The sequence below is a fragment of the Marinospirillum alkalitolerans genome (genome assembly GCF_045055655.1).
Classification (GTDB): domain Bacteria; phylum Pseudomonadota; class Gammaproteobacteria; order Pseudomonadales; family Halomonadaceae; genus Marinospirillum; species Marinospirillum alkalitolerans.
In genome coordinates this window covers 165,145-183,557 of the sequence record NZ_JBANFI010000003.1, presented here as the reverse complement: position 1 = coordinate 183,557, position 18,413 = coordinate 165,145, and the positions used below count along the sequence as shown (strand labels likewise).

The 18,413-nt window shown below is 54.2% G+C and carries 11 protein-coding genes; 3 read left to right on the top strand and 8 right to left on the bottom strand.

Features of this window, described 5'->3' with window-relative positions; genetic code table 11:
• Nucleotides 1–24: 24 nt before the first annotated feature.
• The 4 genes from V6U78_RS05750 to miaB form a co-directional block, all read right to left on the bottom strand.
• Complete coding sequence (locus tag V6U78_RS05750; protein WP_405338338.1) at nucleotides 25–903, bottom strand: HlyC/CorC family transporter; 879 nt, start codon at nucleotides 901–903, stop codon at nucleotides 25–27.
• A gap of 155 nt (nucleotides 904–1,058) precedes the next feature.
• Entirely contained in the window at nucleotides 1,059–1,535 is a 477-nt protein-coding gene (gene ybeY, locus V6U78_RS05745; protein ID WP_405338336.1) for an rRNA maturation RNase YbeY, read from the bottom strand.
• On the bottom strand, nucleotides 1,528–2,586 hold the full coding sequence (locus tag V6U78_RS05740) for a PhoH family protein (protein WP_405338334.1): 1,059 nt from the start codon (nucleotides 2,584–2,586) through the stop codon (nucleotides 1,528–1,530). The genes ybeY and V6U78_RS05740 overlap by 8 nt, the downstream gene beginning before the upstream one ends.
• Before the next feature lie 9 nt (nucleotides 2,587–2,595).
• Nucleotides 2,596–3,948, bottom strand: coding sequence for a tRNA (N6-isopentenyl adenosine(37)-C2)-methylthiotransferase MiaB (miaB, locus tag V6U78_RS05735; RefSeq protein ID WP_405338332.1), 1,353 nt, complete (start codon nucleotides 3,946–3,948; stop codon nucleotides 2,596–2,598).
• A 212-nt stretch (nucleotides 3,949–4,160) separates the two neighbouring features.
• On the opposite strand from miaB, the gene V6U78_RS05730 reads away from it, so the two are divergent.
• Nucleotides 4,161–4,835, top strand: a complete 675-nt coding sequence (locus V6U78_RS05730; RefSeq protein WP_405338330.1) for a class I SAM-dependent methyltransferase — start codon at nucleotides 4,161–4,163, stop codon at nucleotides 4,833–4,835.
• Nucleotides 4,836–4,911: 76 nt separating this feature from the next.
• Here V6U78_RS05730 and V6U78_RS05725 read toward each other — a convergent pair whose 3' ends face one another.
• On the bottom strand, nucleotides 4,912–6,975 hold the full coding sequence (locus V6U78_RS05725) for a carboxy terminal-processing peptidase (protein ID WP_405338328.1): 2,064 nt from the start codon (nucleotides 6,973–6,975) through the stop codon (nucleotides 4,912–4,914).
• Nucleotides 6,976–7,342: 367 nt separating this feature from the next.
• Here V6U78_RS05725 and V6U78_RS05720 point away from each other — a divergent pair, with 367 nt between their 5' ends.
• Nucleotides 7,343–8,656 (top strand): M18 family aminopeptidase, encoded by a 1,314-nt coding sequence (locus tag V6U78_RS05720; RefSeq protein WP_405338326.1) that lies wholly within the window; start codon nucleotides 7,343–7,345, stop codon nucleotides 8,654–8,656.
• Between the two features lie 58 nt (nucleotides 8,657–8,714).
• Here the strand turns inward: V6U78_RS05720 and V6U78_RS05715 are convergent, their stop codons facing one another.
• From V6U78_RS05715 to V6U78_RS05705, 3 genes are all read right to left on the bottom strand, one after another.
• On the bottom strand, nucleotides 8,715–11,810 hold the full coding sequence (locus V6U78_RS05715; RefSeq protein WP_405338324.1) for an efflux RND transporter permease subunit: 3,096 nt from the start codon (nucleotides 11,808–11,810) through the stop codon (nucleotides 8,715–8,717).
• Between the two features lie 2 nt (nucleotides 11,811–11,812).
• Entirely contained in the window at nucleotides 11,813–12,937 is a 1,125-nt protein-coding gene (locus tag V6U78_RS05710; RefSeq protein ID WP_405338322.1) for an efflux RND transporter periplasmic adaptor subunit, read from the bottom strand.
• Nucleotides 12,938–13,220: 283 nt separating this feature from the next.
• Entirely contained in the window at nucleotides 13,221–16,136 is a 2,916-nt protein-coding gene (locus tag V6U78_RS05705; protein WP_405338320.1) for a bifunctional diguanylate cyclase/phosphodiesterase, read from the bottom strand.
• A gap of 454 nt (nucleotides 16,137–16,590) precedes the next feature.
• Here V6U78_RS05705 and V6U78_RS05700 point away from each other — a divergent pair, with 454 nt between their 5' ends.
• Entirely contained in the window at nucleotides 16,591–18,321 is a 1,731-nt protein-coding gene (locus tag V6U78_RS05700; RefSeq protein ID WP_405338318.1) for a DEAD/DEAH box helicase, read from the top strand.
• Nucleotides 18,322–18,413: the final 92 nt, after the last annotated feature.

Below are 18,413 nucleotides of genomic sequence, written 5' to 3'. Positions count from 1 at the left end.
TTGGCGAGCCAGATGGCTGCGCGGCTAGTCTTCAGGGGGGAGGGCGGCAATCTCCTGCGCGCTGAGTTGACGCACTTGGAGCAAACGTATGCGGCGGTTGTCGGCGTTGATGACCTTGAACTCAAAGCCTGCCAGAACCAGCGCCTCGCCGCGACGTGGTAGATGGCCGAACTTCTGCATCACAATACCGCCGAGGGTGTCGAACTCTTCATCACTAAAGTCGGCAGAGAAAAAATCATTGAAGTCTTCAATGGGCGTTAACGCGCGCACTAAAAAGAGGCCCTGCTCAGTTTGGCGGATATCGGCTTCTTCTTCGACATCATGCTCATCTTCAATATCACCGACGATCTGCTCCAGCACATCCTCGATGGTGACCAAACCGGCGGTACCGCCATATTCATCGACAACGATCGCCATATGGTTATGCGTGGCGCGAAACTCGCGCAGCATCGAGTAGAGGCGCTTGTATTCAGGAACAAAGGTGGCTGGGCGCAGTAACTGGCGCATATCAAAATTGGCGAGTGCTTCAGGATCGGTGATCAGCGGTAGCAGATCCTTGGCCAGTAAAATACCCAGCACCTCATCGGCGGTTTCTCCAATCACCGGAAAGCGCGAGTGGGCGGATTCAATCAGCAAGGGGAGAAAATCACGCGGATGCTGATCAATCTTGACCACCACCATATGAGAGCGAGGAATCATCACATCCCCCACCTGCATATCGGTGAGCTGTAAGGCCCCCTCGATCACGGTCAGTGCTTCATAATCAATCAGCTGGCGTTCAGAGGCATCTTTTAAAAAGCCGAGCAGCTCTTGGCGGTTTTTAGGTTCAGTCGAAAAGGCACTCAACAGTTTATCCAGCCAGTTTTTAGGGGGCTGCCCCCGGCTCGATCGCTCTTCGTTCATGGCGTTTGTTGTTTCACCCTGGACTCAATATGGCAAGTGTTCATTGTTTGAGAAGGCCTTTGATCTATCATTTGGCTGGTCATGCTGCCTTGACCTGCCAAGTGATCTTGATCAGAGGCCTGATTGACTGCCCGACAAGAAGAAAGAAGGTGTCTTCAGTCTTTTGCGGCCTGATAAGGATCGGGAATCCCTAGTTGGGCCAGCAGTTGTACTTCATGGCTTTCCATGGCTTCGGCTTCGGCCTCTGTCTCATGATCCCAGCCTTGCAGATGCAGCAGGCCATGAATGACCAGATGCGCCCAATGGTGAAGCGGTGCTTTGCCTTGCTGCTGGGCTTCTTCGAGCACCTTCGGCACGCAAATCACCAGATCACCCAGCAAACTTAACTCAGCCTCAGGCGGTAAATCAATGGGGGCTTCAAAAGGAAAGGACAAGACATTGGTCGGAGAGTCCTTACCACGATAAGCCGCATTCAGTGCTTGGCTTTCTTCCTCATCGACCAAGCGCAGCGTCACTTCCGTTGCTGGCTGGTCTGCTGGATAGGCAAGATCCAGCCAGCTTTGTAAATCGGTGAGGCTAGGCAGAACCTCATCAGCTGCCTGAGTCGCGATTTGAAGATCCAATTCAATCATGCTGAACCCGCCCTTGTGGGTGAGAAGTGGAGGGTTGCGCGGTTTCCTCTGCGGCCTCGGCCAGATCATAGGCTTCGACAATACGCTGTACTAAAGGATGACGAACAACATCGCGATTCGCAAAGTGAGTCATGCCAATACCCTTGACCTCCTTGAGCACCTGCATCACATGCACCAGACCTGAGCGAGTACCGCGTGGCAGGTCGATCTGCGTGACATCACCGGTAATCACGGCGGTGGTGCCAAAGCCGATCCGCGTCAGGAACATCTTCATCTGCTCACGCGTGGTGTTCTGGCTTTCATCGAGGATGACAAAGGCATTGTTCAGTGTACGGCCGCGCATGAACGCCAGCGGTGCGACCTCGATGACATTCTTTTCGATCATCTTGGTCACCTGCTCAAACCCCAGCATTTCGTAGAGGGCATCATAGAGGGGGCGTAGATAAGGATCGATCTTCTGCGCCAGATCACCGGGTAGAAAGCCGAGCTTCTCACCTGCCTCGACCGCAGGGCGCACCAGCAGGATGCGGCGAATCTCATCTTTCATTAAGGCTTCTACAGCACAGGCCACCGCGAGATAGGTTTTGCCTGTTCCGGCCGGACCTATGCCAAAGTTAATGTCCTGGCTGCGAATACTGCGCACATAGGCTTGCTGATTATCACCACGGGGCTTGATGTGCAGTTTGGGCGTGCGTATCTGCACTGGGGCCTGAGAGGGCAGGCCTTCTTCTTCGAGTGCTTCAAGGCCAGCTTCTTGAAGATGCAGATGGATCAACTCAGCATGGAGTTCTTCATGCGCACTTTCTTTGTAGAGCTGTTCGAGCAGCATGGCGGCTGTTTGAGCACGCCGTGCCTCCCCCTGGATTTGGAAGGCATGTCCACGATGATTGATGGTGACGCCGAGGCGTTGTTCCATCAAGTTCAGGTGGCTACTTTGCGGCCCACACAGGGCGGCGAGACGCTGCGCGTCTTCGGGGACCAGAGTGAGTTGGATCACTCTGGGAGAGCGAGTGAGATCCTCAGCGGCATCCACGGCATCAGTTGGGGTCACAAGGCTTCCTTATTCGGCTAAACGGCCACGTAAAGAGTTAGGGTAGGCTTCTTCGATGATCACATCAACAAATTGACCAATATAGTCCAGAGGGTGATCGCTGGTCACGTTGACGACCCGGTTATTTTCGGTACGGCCAGAGAACTGGCCTGGGTCCTTAGGTGCCAGCCCCGTCACCAGTATGCGCTGGCGCGTGCCGACCATCCGTCGGCTAATCTGCATCGTCTGCTGATTAATGCGCTCTTGTAAGCGCTGCAGGCGCTGCTTTTTGACCGCTTCGGGTGTGGTGTCTTCCAGATCAGCAGCAGGTGTACCTGGGCGAGCGCTGTAGATAAAAGAGAAGGACAGATCAAAACCTATCTGCGCGATCAGATTCATCGTGTCCTCAAAATCCTGATCCGTTTCATTGGGGAAGCCCACAATAAAATCGGAGGAGAAGCTGATATCGGGACGATTGGCACGGATGCGCTTCATCTTCTCGACATATTCAGCGCGGGTATGGCCACGTTTCATGGCGGCAAGAATACGATCTGAACCTGTCTGAACGGGTAGATGCAAATGGCTGACCAGCTCAGGCACATGGCGATAGACTTCGATCAGGCTGTCAGAAAATTCGACTGGATGTGAGGTGGTAAAACGAATGCGATCCATGCCTTCCACTGCAGCAACACAGGTGATCAGCTCCGCCAGATCGATTTCTTCACCAGCGGCATTCAGGCCACGATAGGCGTTGACGTTTTGACCGAGCAGGTTGACCTCGCGCACTCCCTGATCAGCCAATTGCTGGATTTCACGCATCACATCTTCAAATGGGCGTGAGACTTCTTCACCGCGCGTATAGGGCACCACGCAGAAGGTACAGTATTTCGAGCAGCCTTCCATAATAGAAACAAAAGCCGTGACGCCTTCTACCTTGGGTGCAGGCAGGCGATCAAACTTCTCTATCTCAGGAAAGGTGACATCAACAACCGGAATCTTGGTGCTGCGTGTGGCATCAATCATCTCTGGGACGCGATGCAGTGTTTGCGGGCCAAAAACCAGATCAACAAAAGGCGCACGCTGGCGCAGCTTATCGCCTTCCTGACTGGCCACGCAGCCGCCAACGCCGATCAGCAGGTCTGGGTTCTTCTCCTTCAGTAGACGCCAGCGTCCCAGCTGGTGGAAGACTTTTTCTTGCGCTTTTTCACGGATCGAACAGGTGTTGAGCAGAATGACATCGGCCTCGTTCTCATCATCCGTGAGTTCCAGCTGGTGGGACACACCGAGCAGATCCGCCATGCGTGTCGAATCATATTCATTCATCTGACAGCCATGGGTTTTGATAAAGAGCTTCTTGGTGGTGGGTTCGCTGGCCTGAGTCATAAAAGCACACAACCTATATTGAGGAGATAAAAAGAAGAGGCGGATTATACAGCCTGAGCCGAGCGCAGGGCTAGTGAACAAATTTTCATCAGTTTATGCTAGTGTTGCAGCACAGAGGCATCGGCGAGGTTACTCTAAAGATGCTCCCAGGTTTATCCACAGAAGGTGTGGATACATCCTGAGTGGATCAATCATCCTGTTGGGGAAGCTGAGTGGACAGAAGCTACTGGGAAAAAGTGTGGCGTGAAGAAGACCTAGGTTTTCATCAGCCGCAAGTGAATCGCCATTTACAGCGTTTTTGGCAAAGACTACAGCTGGCCCCCGAGGCGCGTGTTTTTGTCCCGCTGTGTGGCAAGAGCCTAGATTTAGACTGGCTGCTTTCTGAGGGGCATGAGGTCATCGGAATCGATCTGGCTGAACAGGCTCAGCAGGCTGTGCTGGCGCGCCATTCGGCTGGGGTACGTTATGCACAGCAATCACATTTGCATCTGGCTTGGCAGGAGCGCTTGTTGTTTGTGGTTGGGGATGTGTTTCATCTCAAGGCGGATTTATTGCGCTCAGTCGATGCTGTTTATGATCGTGCTGCGCTGGTTGCCTTGCCCACGGCAGTGCGCGAGAACTATGCGTTGTTTTTGGCCCAGTGTTTGAAGCCAGGGGCGCAGATTCTGCTGGTAGCACGTGAAGAAGCGGCCCGCTTACAAGGGCCTCCTTTTAGCGTGAATACACAGGAGGTTGAGCGCTTGTATGGTGCGAATTTTGCCATCGAATGCTTGGCAGAAGAGGTCAGAAGCGATCAGGTTGTAGAAAGGGTGTTTCTGCTGGTACGACATCAGCCTTGGGCTTCGGGCTATTTACCTGTTGAAGCCCAGGAAACCCAAGCTGGCTGATGCTTATTGATGTCAGCGGTGCAGATGAACAACAAGGCCTCCACAGCGGAGGCCTTTTTTTAGTGGATGCGCGCGGCTAGTTTTGCTGGCTCACCAAGCGCGTATAGTCGACCAGAATACGCCCTGTTTCATACAGGATGGCTTGATCCAGCGGCGTCGGCTCTTCACTGCTGGGATCCATTTCTTCAAGCTGGCTCAGCAACTCCAGGCCGAGGCGTTCACGACGACGATTCTCCATCGCCAGCTGTTCTTGCTCATCCTGCTGCTGTTCGCGTTGGCGTTCAGCCAGGTTCAGACTGATGCTGGGTGCGCCATTATGACGACGCAACCATTCTGATTGCTCTTGCAGGAAGAGGAAGTTGGCATCCTGTTGGATACGTTGTTGATGGCTGGAAAGCAGCGTCGCGATTAAGGGTGCTGGATCAGCATGGCGACGTGTGACGGCTGGTTGAACCTGATCCCAGGCCAGTGCGTTAGGAGAGGCGCTTTCTCCGATGCGATCTGGATCAAACAGCGGTGGGAAGGCAATATCTGGCTCGACACCACGATGCTGAGTGCTGGCACCAGAGATGCGGTAGAACTTGGCGCGAGTAATCTTCAGCTGACCATAACTCAGATCAAGAATAGTCTGCACCGTGCCCTTACCAAAGGAGCGCTCACCGACCACTATGCCGCGCCCATAATCTTGGATTGCACCGGCAAAGATTTCAGAGGCTGAGGCAGACAGGCGATTGATGACAACGGCCAGTGGGCCTTCGTAGAAAACACGGCCACTGGAATCGCCCAGCACATTGATTTGCCCATCTGCATCCCGAACCTGTACGGTCGGGCCACGTGGAATAAACAGGCCAACGAGGCTATTGGCTTCTTGCAGTGCGCCGCCGCCATTGTTGCGCAGATCTATCACCAAGCCATCGATACCTTCTTCTTGGAGCTCACGGATCAGTCGCGCGACATCGCGGGTGGTGCTGCGATATTGGGGATCATTATTGCGCTGGCCTTCAAAATCCAGATAAAAGGTCGGAATCTCAATGATACCTATGTGGCGCGTTGCTCCTTCTTCCTGTACCTCGATGCGACGGCTGCTGGCGGCTTGGTCCTCCAGCTCAACAGCATTGCGCTCGATTTCTATGACACGTCGCGCGGTATTGTCTTGGTTCAGGACTTCAAGGCGCACAATCGAACCACGAGGCCCCCGGACCAGATCGACGACTTCATCGAGACGCCAGCCGATCACATTCTCGATTTCGCCTTCTACACCCTGAGCAACACCGATAATACGATCATTAGGGCGTAGCTGACCTTGGCGATCGGCCGGGCCGCCAGGTACAAGACTGACGACCTTGGTATATTCGTTCTCAGTTTGCAGCACGGCCCCGATGCCATCTAAAGAAAGGCGCATCTGAATATTAAAGCTTTCGCTGCGGCGAGGTGAAAGATAGTTGGTGTGCGGATCAACGCTGGTGGTAAAGGCATTCATGAAGCCTTGGAAGATATCATCCGCATTGGTTTGGCGCAGGCGGCTGAGCTGGTTCTGATAGCGGCGTACCAGTAGATCACGCGCTTCTTCGCGGGTTTGCTCTGCATCCATCAGACTGAGTAGTTCATGGGTCAGGCGTTGTTGCCAGTAAGTTTCTAGCTCAGCTTGACTGGTGGGCCAAGGCTGTTCACGCCGATCTGGCATAAAGCGCTGGTCTTGATCGAAGCTGAACTGATCCAGTTCTTCTTGCAGCTGTACGAGATTTCGCTCAAGACGCGCCTTGTTTTTGTTGGCGATGGAGACAAAAACCTCGAAGGCAAATTCGAGATCGCCCTTGACCAGGGCTGCCTCCAGCTCCGCCGTGCGCTCTAAAATGGCTTGGCGCTCTGCGGCGGTGAGCAATGCCTTGTTGGGGTCGAGCTGATCGATGTAGTTCTCCAGTGCTTGACGCTCGAGCTCAGCATCCAGTGCAACGCTGGCAAAGTGCTGGCGCACCAAGGTGCGGGTCACTTCGCGGGCGACACGGCGCTGCTCGGCAGAAGGCGTAAGCTCTTCTAACGGCGTGTACTGGCGTGTGGAGACTTCTTCGGCCACGAGGGGCGCGTTCAAACTGAGGGTCAGCCAACAGATCAGCAACCCACGCAAGAGTTGCGTGCGCATCCTTTGGTTACTCCTATTCTTCACAGGGTTATTTTTCTTAGGGCGATAAAAAAACATCTTTTTGCTCAATGTGACTAGCCTAGCTGTCTTGGCTGCAGATAACATGATGCTGGCTTTAGAGTCCGCTGAACTCAATAAGTTTGATCGGCTTGGATCAGACGTCTTCAGCACAGTCATCGACGAGCGTCGAGAGAGGTTGATGGTTTGATACTGGGTTAAGCATAACGCATCAATTCACCGATGACAGCCTTCTGACTGGGCTGAAAGAAAAAAGCAGCAAAAAATGACAGGACATCAACACGGATTCACTGAGTTGCTGTCCTTGGCTGGTTGGCACACCTGATGAAGAGGTACAAGAGGTTTGACTATGCAAACACCCGCATTTAATCAAGGCTTACTGCGTTTTTTACAAGCCGCCCCGACACCAAGCCATGCTGTCTTGCAGATGCAGACCTTGCTTGATCAGGCTGGCTTTGTGGCTTTAGAGGCCGAAGAGGATTGGGATTTAAAAGCGGGGCAGGGCTATTACCTCAGCCACAGTGGCCGTTCACTGATCGCGTTTCGTCTCGGCCAAGCTCCGCTCGATCAGGCCGGTGTGCGTATGGTGGGTGCGCATACCGACAGCCCCTGCTTAAAGGTGAAGCCCTTGCCGGATCTGCAACGCCACGGTGTGAAGCAGCTGGGGGTCGAAGTCTATGGGGGGGCGCTGCTCTCCACCTGGTTTGATCGTGATCTTTCTCTGGCGGGAGAGGTGCACTATTTGAATGCCAATGGCGAGCTTTGTCAGGCCTTGATCAACCTAGTCGAGCCTGTTGGTGTGCTTCCCTCTTTGGCGATTCATCTTAACCGCGAAGCCAATAAAGGAGTGGAGATCAATCCACAAACCCATCTGCCAGTGGTGTGGGGCTGTCTGCCAAAGGGGCAAGAAGGGCTGGCACTGCGTCAGCTGCTGGCTCATCACCTACTCGGTGAGGGCTATGAAGTCAGCGAGGTCGTTGATTATGACCTCTGTTTCTATGATACCCAGCCGCCCGCTTTAACGGGTTGGCAGCAGGAGCTGATCACCAGTGCGCGGTTGGATAATCTGCTGTCCTGTTATATTGGTCTGCAAGCCTTGATTCATAGTGAAGCGGCACAGGCTACGCAATTGCTGGCTTGTCATGATCATGAAGAAGTGGGCAGTGCCTCAGCCGTCGGTGCGGAAGGTCCAGCGCTTGAGAACCTGTTGCGGCGTTTGGCGGGCGATCAGCTGGCTTATCAGCGCTTGATGGCACAGTCGATGCTGGTTTCGGCAGATAATGCCCATGCGATCCATCCCAATTATCCAGATCGCCATGATGAAAAACATGGCCCCCAACTCAATGCTGGCCCAGTGATCAAGCACAATGCCAATCAGCGCTATGCGACCAGCAGTGAAACAGCGGCCTTGTTTGCAGGCTTTTGTCGTGAGGCAGGTGTGCCAGTGCAGCGCTTTGTGGTGCGCTCGGATATGGCCTGTGGTAGCACGATAGGCCCAATTAGTGCCACTCAACTGGGTGTGCGCGTGGTAGATGTGGGGGTGCCCCAGTGGGGTATGCATTCGATCCGCGAAACAGCGGGGGCTTTGGATGCTTGGTATCTCTATCGTGCGCTGTGTGTTTTTATGCAGCAGAAGGAATTGAAAATACAGCCGTCTGTGTAGTCAGCCGAGCTGATGGAGGCCACCCTTGTTGCGGTGGCCTTTTCAATGGCGAAGCCGATCAGCCTGGTGGGTGCTGTTCGAGTTCGCTGGCCAGCTGATTGGCAATGCGCTCTGGTGAGCCAGTATGGCGTGCGAGCAAATTATAGGTCAGCGGCACCACCACCAGCGTCAAGACTGTTGCCAAGGCAACGCCAGAGAACACGACCAACCCAATGGCTTGGCGGCTTTCCGCGCCTGCCCCGGTGGCCAGCATCAGCGGGAGTGTACCAATCAGCGTCGTGGTGGCCGTCATCAGAATCGGCCTTAAACGACGGCGGGCAGCTTCAACAATCGCCGCATTAAAAGCCAGACCCTGATCACGCAGCTGATTCGCAAACTCAACGATCAGTATCCCGTTTTTAGCCGAGAGGCCAATCAACATAATCATCGCCAGCTGGGTATAGATGTTGATACTGCTGCCTGACCACCAGAGGCCGAGCATGGCGCCTGCCAGCCCCAGTGGCACCGTGAGCAGCACCACAAAGGGATGGACAAAGCTTTCAAACTGGGCTGCCAGCACCAGATAAACGATGATCAGCGCCATGATGAAAATCCACTCGATGGCTGCGGAGCTGGTTCTGAAATCCAGCGATTCACCCTTGTAGTCGATGACGGCATAGGGAGGCAGGCGCTCAATGGCGAGGGCTTCTAGATAGTCGAGCGCTTCTCCGAGCGAATAGCCTTCGCCCACGCTACCTGAAAGAGTCACCGCCCGCTGGCGATTATAGTGGGGCAGGCGGGCTGCCTCACCCACCTCAGTAAAGCTGACCAGTTGATCGAGGCGTATCAGCTGCTGGCTGGTGGAGGACTGGATCAAGAGCTGGCCCAGCTCATCAATCGAGGTAAAGCGACTCGGCGCGCCGGTTAAGAAGACATCATACTCGCGGCCTCTTTCTTCAAAGCGTGTGATGCTGCGACCGCTGAGCATGACTTCCAGCACTTCGCCAATGGCTTGGCTCGAGACCCCCAGCTGGGCCGCGCGTTCTCGATCAATATGCGCCCGAATCTGAGGTTGGGTTTGATCAAAATCGATCTCCAGATCCTGAATACCGGCAAAATCACTGGCGGCTTGACGCAGATCCTCTGCCCAGCCGAAGAGTTCATCATAACTACTGCCACCGATCACCAGTTGGACAGGGCTGCCACTGGCCTGCCCAAGAGGTGAGGTAATGCGCGGAAAGATCATCACATCAGGCAGATCACGGAATAAGGTGCGCAACTCTTGCAGCAGATCAAAGGCATTTTGTGGCCTTTCCTTCCAGGGGGTTAGGCTGAGAATCAAAAAGCCTGAGTTATCCCCCTGAGTTGAGAAGCCGGGCGAGCGCAGGGTGATGCTGCTGACATTGGGGCCATCTAAAAAGGGCAGTAGGCGCTGTTCAACTTCGAGCATGCTGGCGCGCATTCTTTCTGCGCTGGCCCCTTCTTGTCCGCGAACAAAAACAAAAATAGAACCCTGATCTTCCTGAGGGGTGAACTCACGCGGTAGCTGCATCAGTCCCCAGGCTGTGCCCCCAAGGCTGATCAGCAGCAACACGGCTGCAATCCAACGCTGTTTGAGTCCGCCTTCTAGCAGGCGTTGATAGGCCTGCTCCAGCCAATGGAGTCCACGGGCGAGCCAGCGCTGTTTCTCCTTGGGCGGATGGGCTTTCAGCCATTGTGAACAGAGCACGGGGGTTAATGTCAGCGCAATCAGGCTGGAAAAAGCCACGGCCACCGCCAGTGTGAGGGCATACTCACGGAAAAACTGCCCAACAGTGCCTTCTAGAAAAATAATCGGCACAAAGGTGGCGATCAGGACCAAGGTGGTGGCAATCACCGCAAAGCCGACCTCTTTGATCCCAACCCAGGCCGCGAGCAGCGGGGGCTTGCCTTCATCTAAATGACGGTGGATGTTTTCTAGGACCACGATGGCATCATCGACCACCAGGCCGATGGCCAGTACCAGCGCCAGCAACGTCATTAAATTGATGCTGAACCCAAAAAGATCGATACCAATAAAAGTGGCAATCAGTGCAACGGGCACCGTGACGGCAGGGATAAAGGTCGCGCGTGGTGTACCCAGGAAGATAAAGATCACCAAGACGACCAGCAGCAGCGCCAGCACCAGAGTGGTTTGCACCTCCGTCAGCGCGCTTTCAATAAACAAGGAGGCATCAAAGGTGGTGGTCAGACTGGCCCCTTCTGGCAAGAAAGGACGAATCAGCTCCAGCTCATCCTTGACGGCCTGAACGACTTCAAGTGGGTTGGCGGTTGAAATCGGCTCAATCGCCAGCCCCACAACAGTGCGTCCATTGGAGCGGAAGATCTGATTGGTGTTTTGTGCGCCAAGCCCGATCTGAGCAACATCGCCCAGACGTATCTGTGCATGATCCTCTGTGCGCAAGACTAAGCGTGCGAAGTCTTCTGGTGTATTAAAATCGCGCGCCACCTGCAGCTGGAGGGTGCGTTGTGGCCCTTCGAGTTCACCAGCACGCAGTTCAATGTTTTCTTGACGCAGGCGCTGGATGATATCTGTCGCGGTCAGGCCGCGCGCATTCAGTGCATGTGGATCGAGTTCAACCCGCATCACATAATCCTGTGCGCCCAGCAGCAAGATATTACTGACGCCGTTCACCAGACTGAGCCGATCTTGCAGAGTGCGCTTGGCATAGTCGGTCAGTTGCAGGCTATCCATCCGATCGCTGCCCAGAATAATGTACAAAATGGCATCGGCAACCAGACTGCGCTGCATCACCAGCGGACTGGTGGCATCCTCTGGCAGCAGGCGTGTGACACGGGCGACAGCTTCGCGGACATCATTCGCAGCGCTATCGAGATCGCGCCCTTCTTCAAAAGTAATCGCCACGCGTGAAACGCCACGGGTCGAGTTGGATTCAATAAAGCGAATGCCTTGTATCCCTGAGAGCTGATCTTCAATGGGCGTGGTGACCTGCAGCTCCACCACCTCGGCAGAGGCACCGGGGAAGTTGGTCGAAATGGTAATACGCGGCTGCACAACCTCAGGGTATTGGCGAAGTGGCAACTGTGACCAGGCAATCAAACCAAAAACAATCAACAAGAGATTGATGACGAGGGCGAAAACAGGGCGGCGCACCGCCGTTTCAGAAAGTTTCACGACTAGACACCCTCCGCCGGCGAGGCTTGCAAGGCGAGAGTCTCAGGGTGGGGATCAGGAGCAGTGACCGGACGCACAAACATGCCATCACGAACCTTCACGACGCCTTGGTGGATAATCTGCTCATCGGCTTGGAGGCCGCTGATGACCTCGGCCCAGTCGGCGGTGATGCGGCCGACCTGAATCAGACGACGCTGAACCTGCTGGCTGGCATTGATCACAAACACGGCCACTTCTGGACCATTGTAACTGAGGCTGCTGACGGGCACGGTCAAGGCTTCACGCGGGCGTATCTGCAGCTGGATCTGGGCGAACATGCCAGGCCGCAGTTGTAAGTCTGGATTGGCGAGACGGCCGCGTATCTGGAGTTGTCCGGTACTGGGATCAACACGCGTGCCAATACTTTGGATGGCACCTTCAAAGTCGGTTTCTGGCCAGGCCGCAACGCGCACCTGAAAAGGCTGCCCTGGGTAGAGATGCGCCAGATGCTGTTCAGCCAGGGTGAAATCAACCCGCAGTGGGTTGAGTTGATCGAGCGTGGTCAGGCGCGTTCCGTTATCAACCAGCTGACCAACGACCAGATCCTGCTCGCCGAGATGACCCTGAAAAGGGGCTAGAATGCGATAGCGTTCACGCTCTGCGCTGAGGGCTTGCTGCTCTGCACGCAGGCTTTCCACCCGTGCTTGCTGGCTAGAGAGTTGTTCTTGGGTGATGGCCTGAGTCTGGATGAGTCGCTCAAAGCGTGCCAGCTGCTGTGTGGCTTCGTTCAGGTTGGCCTGCACCTGACGCTGTTGAGCCTGCAGGCGTCGATCATCCAGCTGCACCAAAAGCTGGCCAGCCTCGACTTGGGCACCATCTTCAAGCTGATGGGCCAGGACCAGCGCGCTGACTTCGGCTTTGATGTCGACACTCTGCTGAGCTTGTAAGCGGCCGCTGGCAAACAAGGGCTGGTGAATCGAGCGGACTTCAGGCTGAGTCAGTGTGACGGCGACCCGCGGTGCCTGCGCCCAGCTCAGTGGGGCAAACAAGCTGGTCCACAACAACAAGAACAAGACCAGTGGCGGTGACAATAAAGAGAAGATCCAGCCTTGGTGACGCGCAGGGCGCAGACCAGACAATAAAGACATAACAGCATTCCTTGTAGCAAGCAGAACAAAAAGAGGCGCATCGAGCAGCTTGGGAATCGAGTCTAGCATTGACTTGTCTCGATTCTATGTCAGTGTCGTGGCCGACTCTTTGACCTAAACCAGAGCGAGGTGTTCCACTTTAGGGAACCTCTGATCAACGTCACGAGCGCAGGTCAGGCAAGGCAAAATTGATCGAAAAAGCGGAGTTTACGCGGAGTAAATGAGCATTTTGAGACCAATTTTAACGTAGCATCACCAAGCACAGTAGTTAATCAGAGGTTTCTTAGCCAGTGCGGCGCTGCAGTTCAGGCTGTGCCACAGGCCGACCAAGCAGATAACCCTGCATCGTATCGCAGCCATGATGACGCAGGAAGCGATCTTGTTGTGCGGTTTCGACACCTTCGGCCAAGACCTCAACACCCAGGCTATGACCCAGGTTGATAATACTGAGGATAATTGCATCATCCTTGGTGTTTTTGCCGATATCACGAATAAAGCTCTTATCTATTTTGATGCGATCCAGTGGCATCAGCTTGAGTCGATTCAGCGATGAATAGCCAGTACCAAAATCATCCAGCGCAAGGCGATAGCCAGCGAGGCGCAGTGATTTGAGTTGCTGAAAGGCAAAGTCTGGGTTTTGCTGCAACAGGTTCTCGGTGATTTCCAGTTCGAGGCGTTGACGGTGTAGGCCATAGGAATCCACCAGCAGATTCAGCTGCTCGATAAAGTCAGCCTGCAAGAGCTGCAAAGGCGAGATATTGACCGCTACGCAGGGCACTTGATAGCCCTCTTCCAACCATTGCGCTGTTTGACGACAAGCCTGATCAAGCACCTGCCAACCCAAGGGAATAATCATCTGGGTTTCTTCGGCCAGTGGGATAAAGTGATCAGGTCGAATCATACCGCGCACAGGGTGCTGCCAGCGCACCAGTGCCTCCAGTCCGCAGAGTTCGCGTGTGGTCAGGTGATATTGAGGTTGATAATGCAGCTGGATTTGTTGCGTATTCAGCGCCAAGCGCAGTTCCTGCTCTAGCTCAAAATCACGCAGCATCTGCTCTGTTTGTGCTTGTTGATAAATCTGGTAGGTGTTCTTGCCCAAACGCTTGGCCTGATGCAGGGCTGTATCGGCATTGCGTACCAGGCTATTGAAATCCAGTCCATGATCGGGCGTCCACGCCAAGCCAAGGCTGATGCTGGTTTGTAAGACCAAGCCATCTATCTGCATGGGGTGGCGGCTCAGCTCAAGCAGGCGCAGGCTCAGTTGTTCGGCTTCAGTACGGCACTGCTGTAAAGCGGGTGCGCTGAGTAACAAGGCGAATTCATCTCCACCTAAACGATAAAAGGTGACCTCGCTGGCAGAATGGGCAAAGTGCTGCTGGGTTTCTTGTTGCCAGCGTGCAGAAAGCTCGATTAATAGATGATCGCCAGTTAAATGTCCTAGGCTGTCATTGATCAGTTTAAAGCGATCCAGATCAATAAAGATCAACGCCAGATGGGGGCAGGGTTGGCTGAGTTGGCGTTGAATATCATTTTCTAAGCTGATGCGATTAGGAAGCCCGGTCAGCGCATCATGGTGAGCCTGAAAGCTGAGTTTCTGGGTTTGTTGCTGTACGCGCGTTGCCAGTTCGCCTTCGCGCTGATAACGATGCAGGGCAAGGCCACAGGCTAAAAAAGCACTGAGGCACAACAAAGCATGAAAAAGCAGTAGATGCTGTTGTGCCTGAAGAGCCAGATATTCAGGTGTGGATTGGATATGAAGCTGCCATTGCTGATCGCCCAGCTGTAAGGCGAACTGGGTGCTAAAGCGTTGACTGGATGACAGGGGAAGTCGATCTAACCCGCCCTGAGAATCTTGCCATTGATAGAAGGCTGCTGTCGCTCGGTTTTGATAGGCCTGTAGATTGAGTGCTTGTAGTTGGCTGGCGCTCAGCGCGGCTTCAATCATGCGATTGACGGTAAAGACCCCAGCCATAAAACCCACCAGGCTTTTTTGGCCTTCTAAAGGCGACTGCTGATCTTGGGTGGACTGGGTGGTGTAAACCGGTTGTAGGATCAGAAAACCTGGCTCGTCTGGTGCCTGAGTGAGACGCAGAATATCGGTATTCACTGGACGTCCGCTGGATTGGGCCAGCAGAATCCAATCGCGCCGATCATCGAGTGACATCAGATTAAAGCCCAAGGCTTCTTGATTGGTGGCACGTGGCTCCACAAATTGCACCACGATTAACGGGTCGCGCTCATCCAGTGCTGCACCATAGATGGCAAAGTCTTCCTGCCCGAGCAGTGCGCGTGTGAGCTGCTCAAAAGCGGCTTGCTCTTGCTGATGCACCAAAGGGTCCCATGAGTAGGCGAGTACAGAAGGATTGCTGGCCAAGATGGGAAGCGTCAGCTCACGAAACAAAGAAGGGGTCAGTGCGGAAGAGTGGCGGGTAAAACTGCGTTCGAGTTGGCTCAGATCAGCCAGATTCTGCTGGAAGAGGCGATGTAACTGGGTATCGAGCAGCGCGACATCCTGATTGAAGCGCTCCTGTGCCTGCTGAGTGAACTGCACCAGTAGCAGCTGATGCAGCAGCAGAATAAACGCCAGACTGCCACCCAGCTGATAGAGGGTCGATTGCAGATGGCGGCTAGGCTGGGTTTGGCTGCGCCAGTGCAGCGCAATCAACAGCAGGGGGGTGAGCAAGGCCAATCCCAGCACCTCGCCAGCCCAGTAGCCGAACCAGAAAATCAGCGGGTTGAGCTGCGGATCACCAAAGAGGTGGGCCAATATCAGGCTATCCATCAAGCTGTGGATAGCGGCAAGTGACAAGACTGGCCACAGAAAAAAACGGATCAGGCTGCCTTTTTCGGATGTTTTCAGTGGATGGGCTTGAAGTCGCAGAATCAGCCACCGACCGGCTGCGGCCTGTCCTGTTGCCGTTGCACTGAGTAATAAAGCGCTGATCAGGTTGGGCCACTCTAGCAGAGGCGCGGGAGTGAGAAGCGCCAGTGAAAAATGGGCAAGCAAGGCCCCCAGTGCAATACCATATAAAGCGCGATAACCAAAATGCAAGACACCGGCCAGAGCCAGCCCACTGGGCAACCAAACGGAAAAGAAAAAAGCAGGCAAGGCGGCATTCAGTGACAGAGCGCACCAGAAGGTCAAAAGGTAGCCAAGAGTCAGGAGCAAGGTATGGCGGCTTGTATGAAGCCAAGACATAAGGAGTCCTCTGGTGATCAGCAGAGAAGAAAAGATTCGGGTGCTACAGGGTAAGAATCCCTTTTCTTCAATGGCAGGATGCCCAAAAACATGTCAACTTGATGCGTCATAATACAGGGGCAGTTGCGAAAGTAACATCATTTGCATCATAAAAAACGCAGTTTTTATAAGTCTACTCGCCGCTGTTGAGACGGATAGGCTGAGAAGGTGCCTCTAGCTGCCTTTTCTTTGCCTTTTTCTGCAGCCCTGTACCTGTTGTGCTGCGCTCGAGCACAGAAGTGGTTTTTTCAATGCGACTTTACTTGGCTTTGTGTGAAGAAGGCTGCTATAATCCCGCTTCTTATGTGATAGCCCTGAACGGCTATTCCCTGCATCAGGCTGTCGTTGCCCTTCCTTAATTGTGTATCGGGCCCGCGCCCGCCTCTGCGTTCCCTCTGTACCACAGGTATTATTGATGTCTACTGACGCGAATTTGCCCGCTTTTAACGAGCTGGGTCTTCCTGATTTTTTGCTTTCTGCTATTGAATACAACCAACCTTCTCCTATCCAGGCACAGACGATTCCTCTGCTGCTGGAAGGACACGATTTATTAGGCCAGGCCCAAACCGGGACGGGCAAAACAGCGGCCTTTTCTCTTCCTTTATTGGCCCGCCTAGATGTGAACGCACGTTCACCTCAGGTTTTAGTTTTGGCACCAACGCGTGAATTGGCGATGCAGGTTGCCGAATCCGTTGAAAAATATGGCGCGAACATGAAAGGCGTGAAGGTGGCTAACCTTTACGGTGGCGCAGAATACCGCGAGCAGATGCGTGCCCTGAAATCTGGCGCACAGATCGTAGTCGGTACGCCTGGCCGTGTGATGGACCATATGCGTCGTGGCAGCCTGGATATTTCTCAGCTGAAAACACTGGTGCTGGATGAAGCCGACGAAATGCTGCGTATGGGCTTTATTGATGATGTGGAGTGGATTCTTGAGCAGACGCCAGCTGAGCGTCAAGTGGTGCTCTTCTCGGCGACCATGCCAGAGATGATCCGCCGCATTGCCCAGCGTCACCTCAAAGATCCTAAAGAAGTGCGTATTGCGGCAAAAGCGCGTACCGCTGATACCGTCACTCAGCGAGTGTGGATGGTCAACGGTCTGCCGAAGCCTGAAGCCCTGACGCGGATTCTTGAAGCTGAAGCCACAGATGGCATCATCATCTTCACCCGTACCAAAGCCAGCTGTGCTGATCTGGCCGATTTCCTGAATAGCCGTGGCTTCCGTGCCAGTGCTTTACATGGTGATATGGCACAGGCGCAGCGCGAACAGGCTGTGGATAAGTTAAAGAAGAGCCAGTTGGATATTCTGGTCGCGACCGATGTGGCCGCGCGTGGTCTGGATGTTGAACGCATCAGCCACGTTATCAACTTTGATCCGCCCCATGATAGCGAGTCTTATGTGCACCGTATTGGCCGGACAGGTCGTGCGGGCCGGAGCGGTCAGGCGATTCTTTTTGTTACTCAGCGCGAAAAGCGTTTGCTGTTCAACCTTGAGCGCAGTACAGGTCAGCGCATTGAGCCTATGGAGCTGCCAAAGGCGGAACTGATCAATGCCAAGCGCAGTGAGCGCTTTAAAGAGCAGATCATTCACTCTTTGCAAGCTCGTGATATCGAACAGTACGAGAAGCTGCTGCAAGAAGTCCACAGCGAAACCGATACCGATCCGCTGCGCATTGCGGCCGCTTTGGCCAAGATGTTCCAAGGCAACACGCCTTTGTGGGTTGAAGAAGTGAAGCCGCGCCCGATGCGTGATCGTCCTCGTCGTGAAGATGATGCTGGTGGCCGTGGTCGCCGTGATGCTGCTGGCCCGCGTGGACGTTCGCGTGATCCAGAAGCAGGCATGAAGCGCTACCGTATGCCGATTGGCCGCTCGCATGGTGTCAAGCCAGCCAATATCGTTGGAGCGATTGCCAACGAAGCGAATATCTCTAGCCGTAACATTGGCCGTATTGATATTCAACAGGATTTCAGCACCGTCGATCTGCCAGAAGGCATGCCGAAGGCTGTATTCCAGGCGCTGGCCCGCGTACGCATCTGTGGTGTACCGATGAACCTGAGCAGCTCAGCCGGTGGCAGCAGTGCGCCACGTGCTGCAGAAGATGACGCTGGCCGTCGTCCACTGCGTCGTCGCCCAGCTTCAGCCTAAATGGCGTCAGCCAAGGGCATCATTGCCCTTGAGCGCTGGGTGTGGAGTTCAGCTCGCCACCCAGCAGGCTTAAAATAGGTCATAAAAAAACC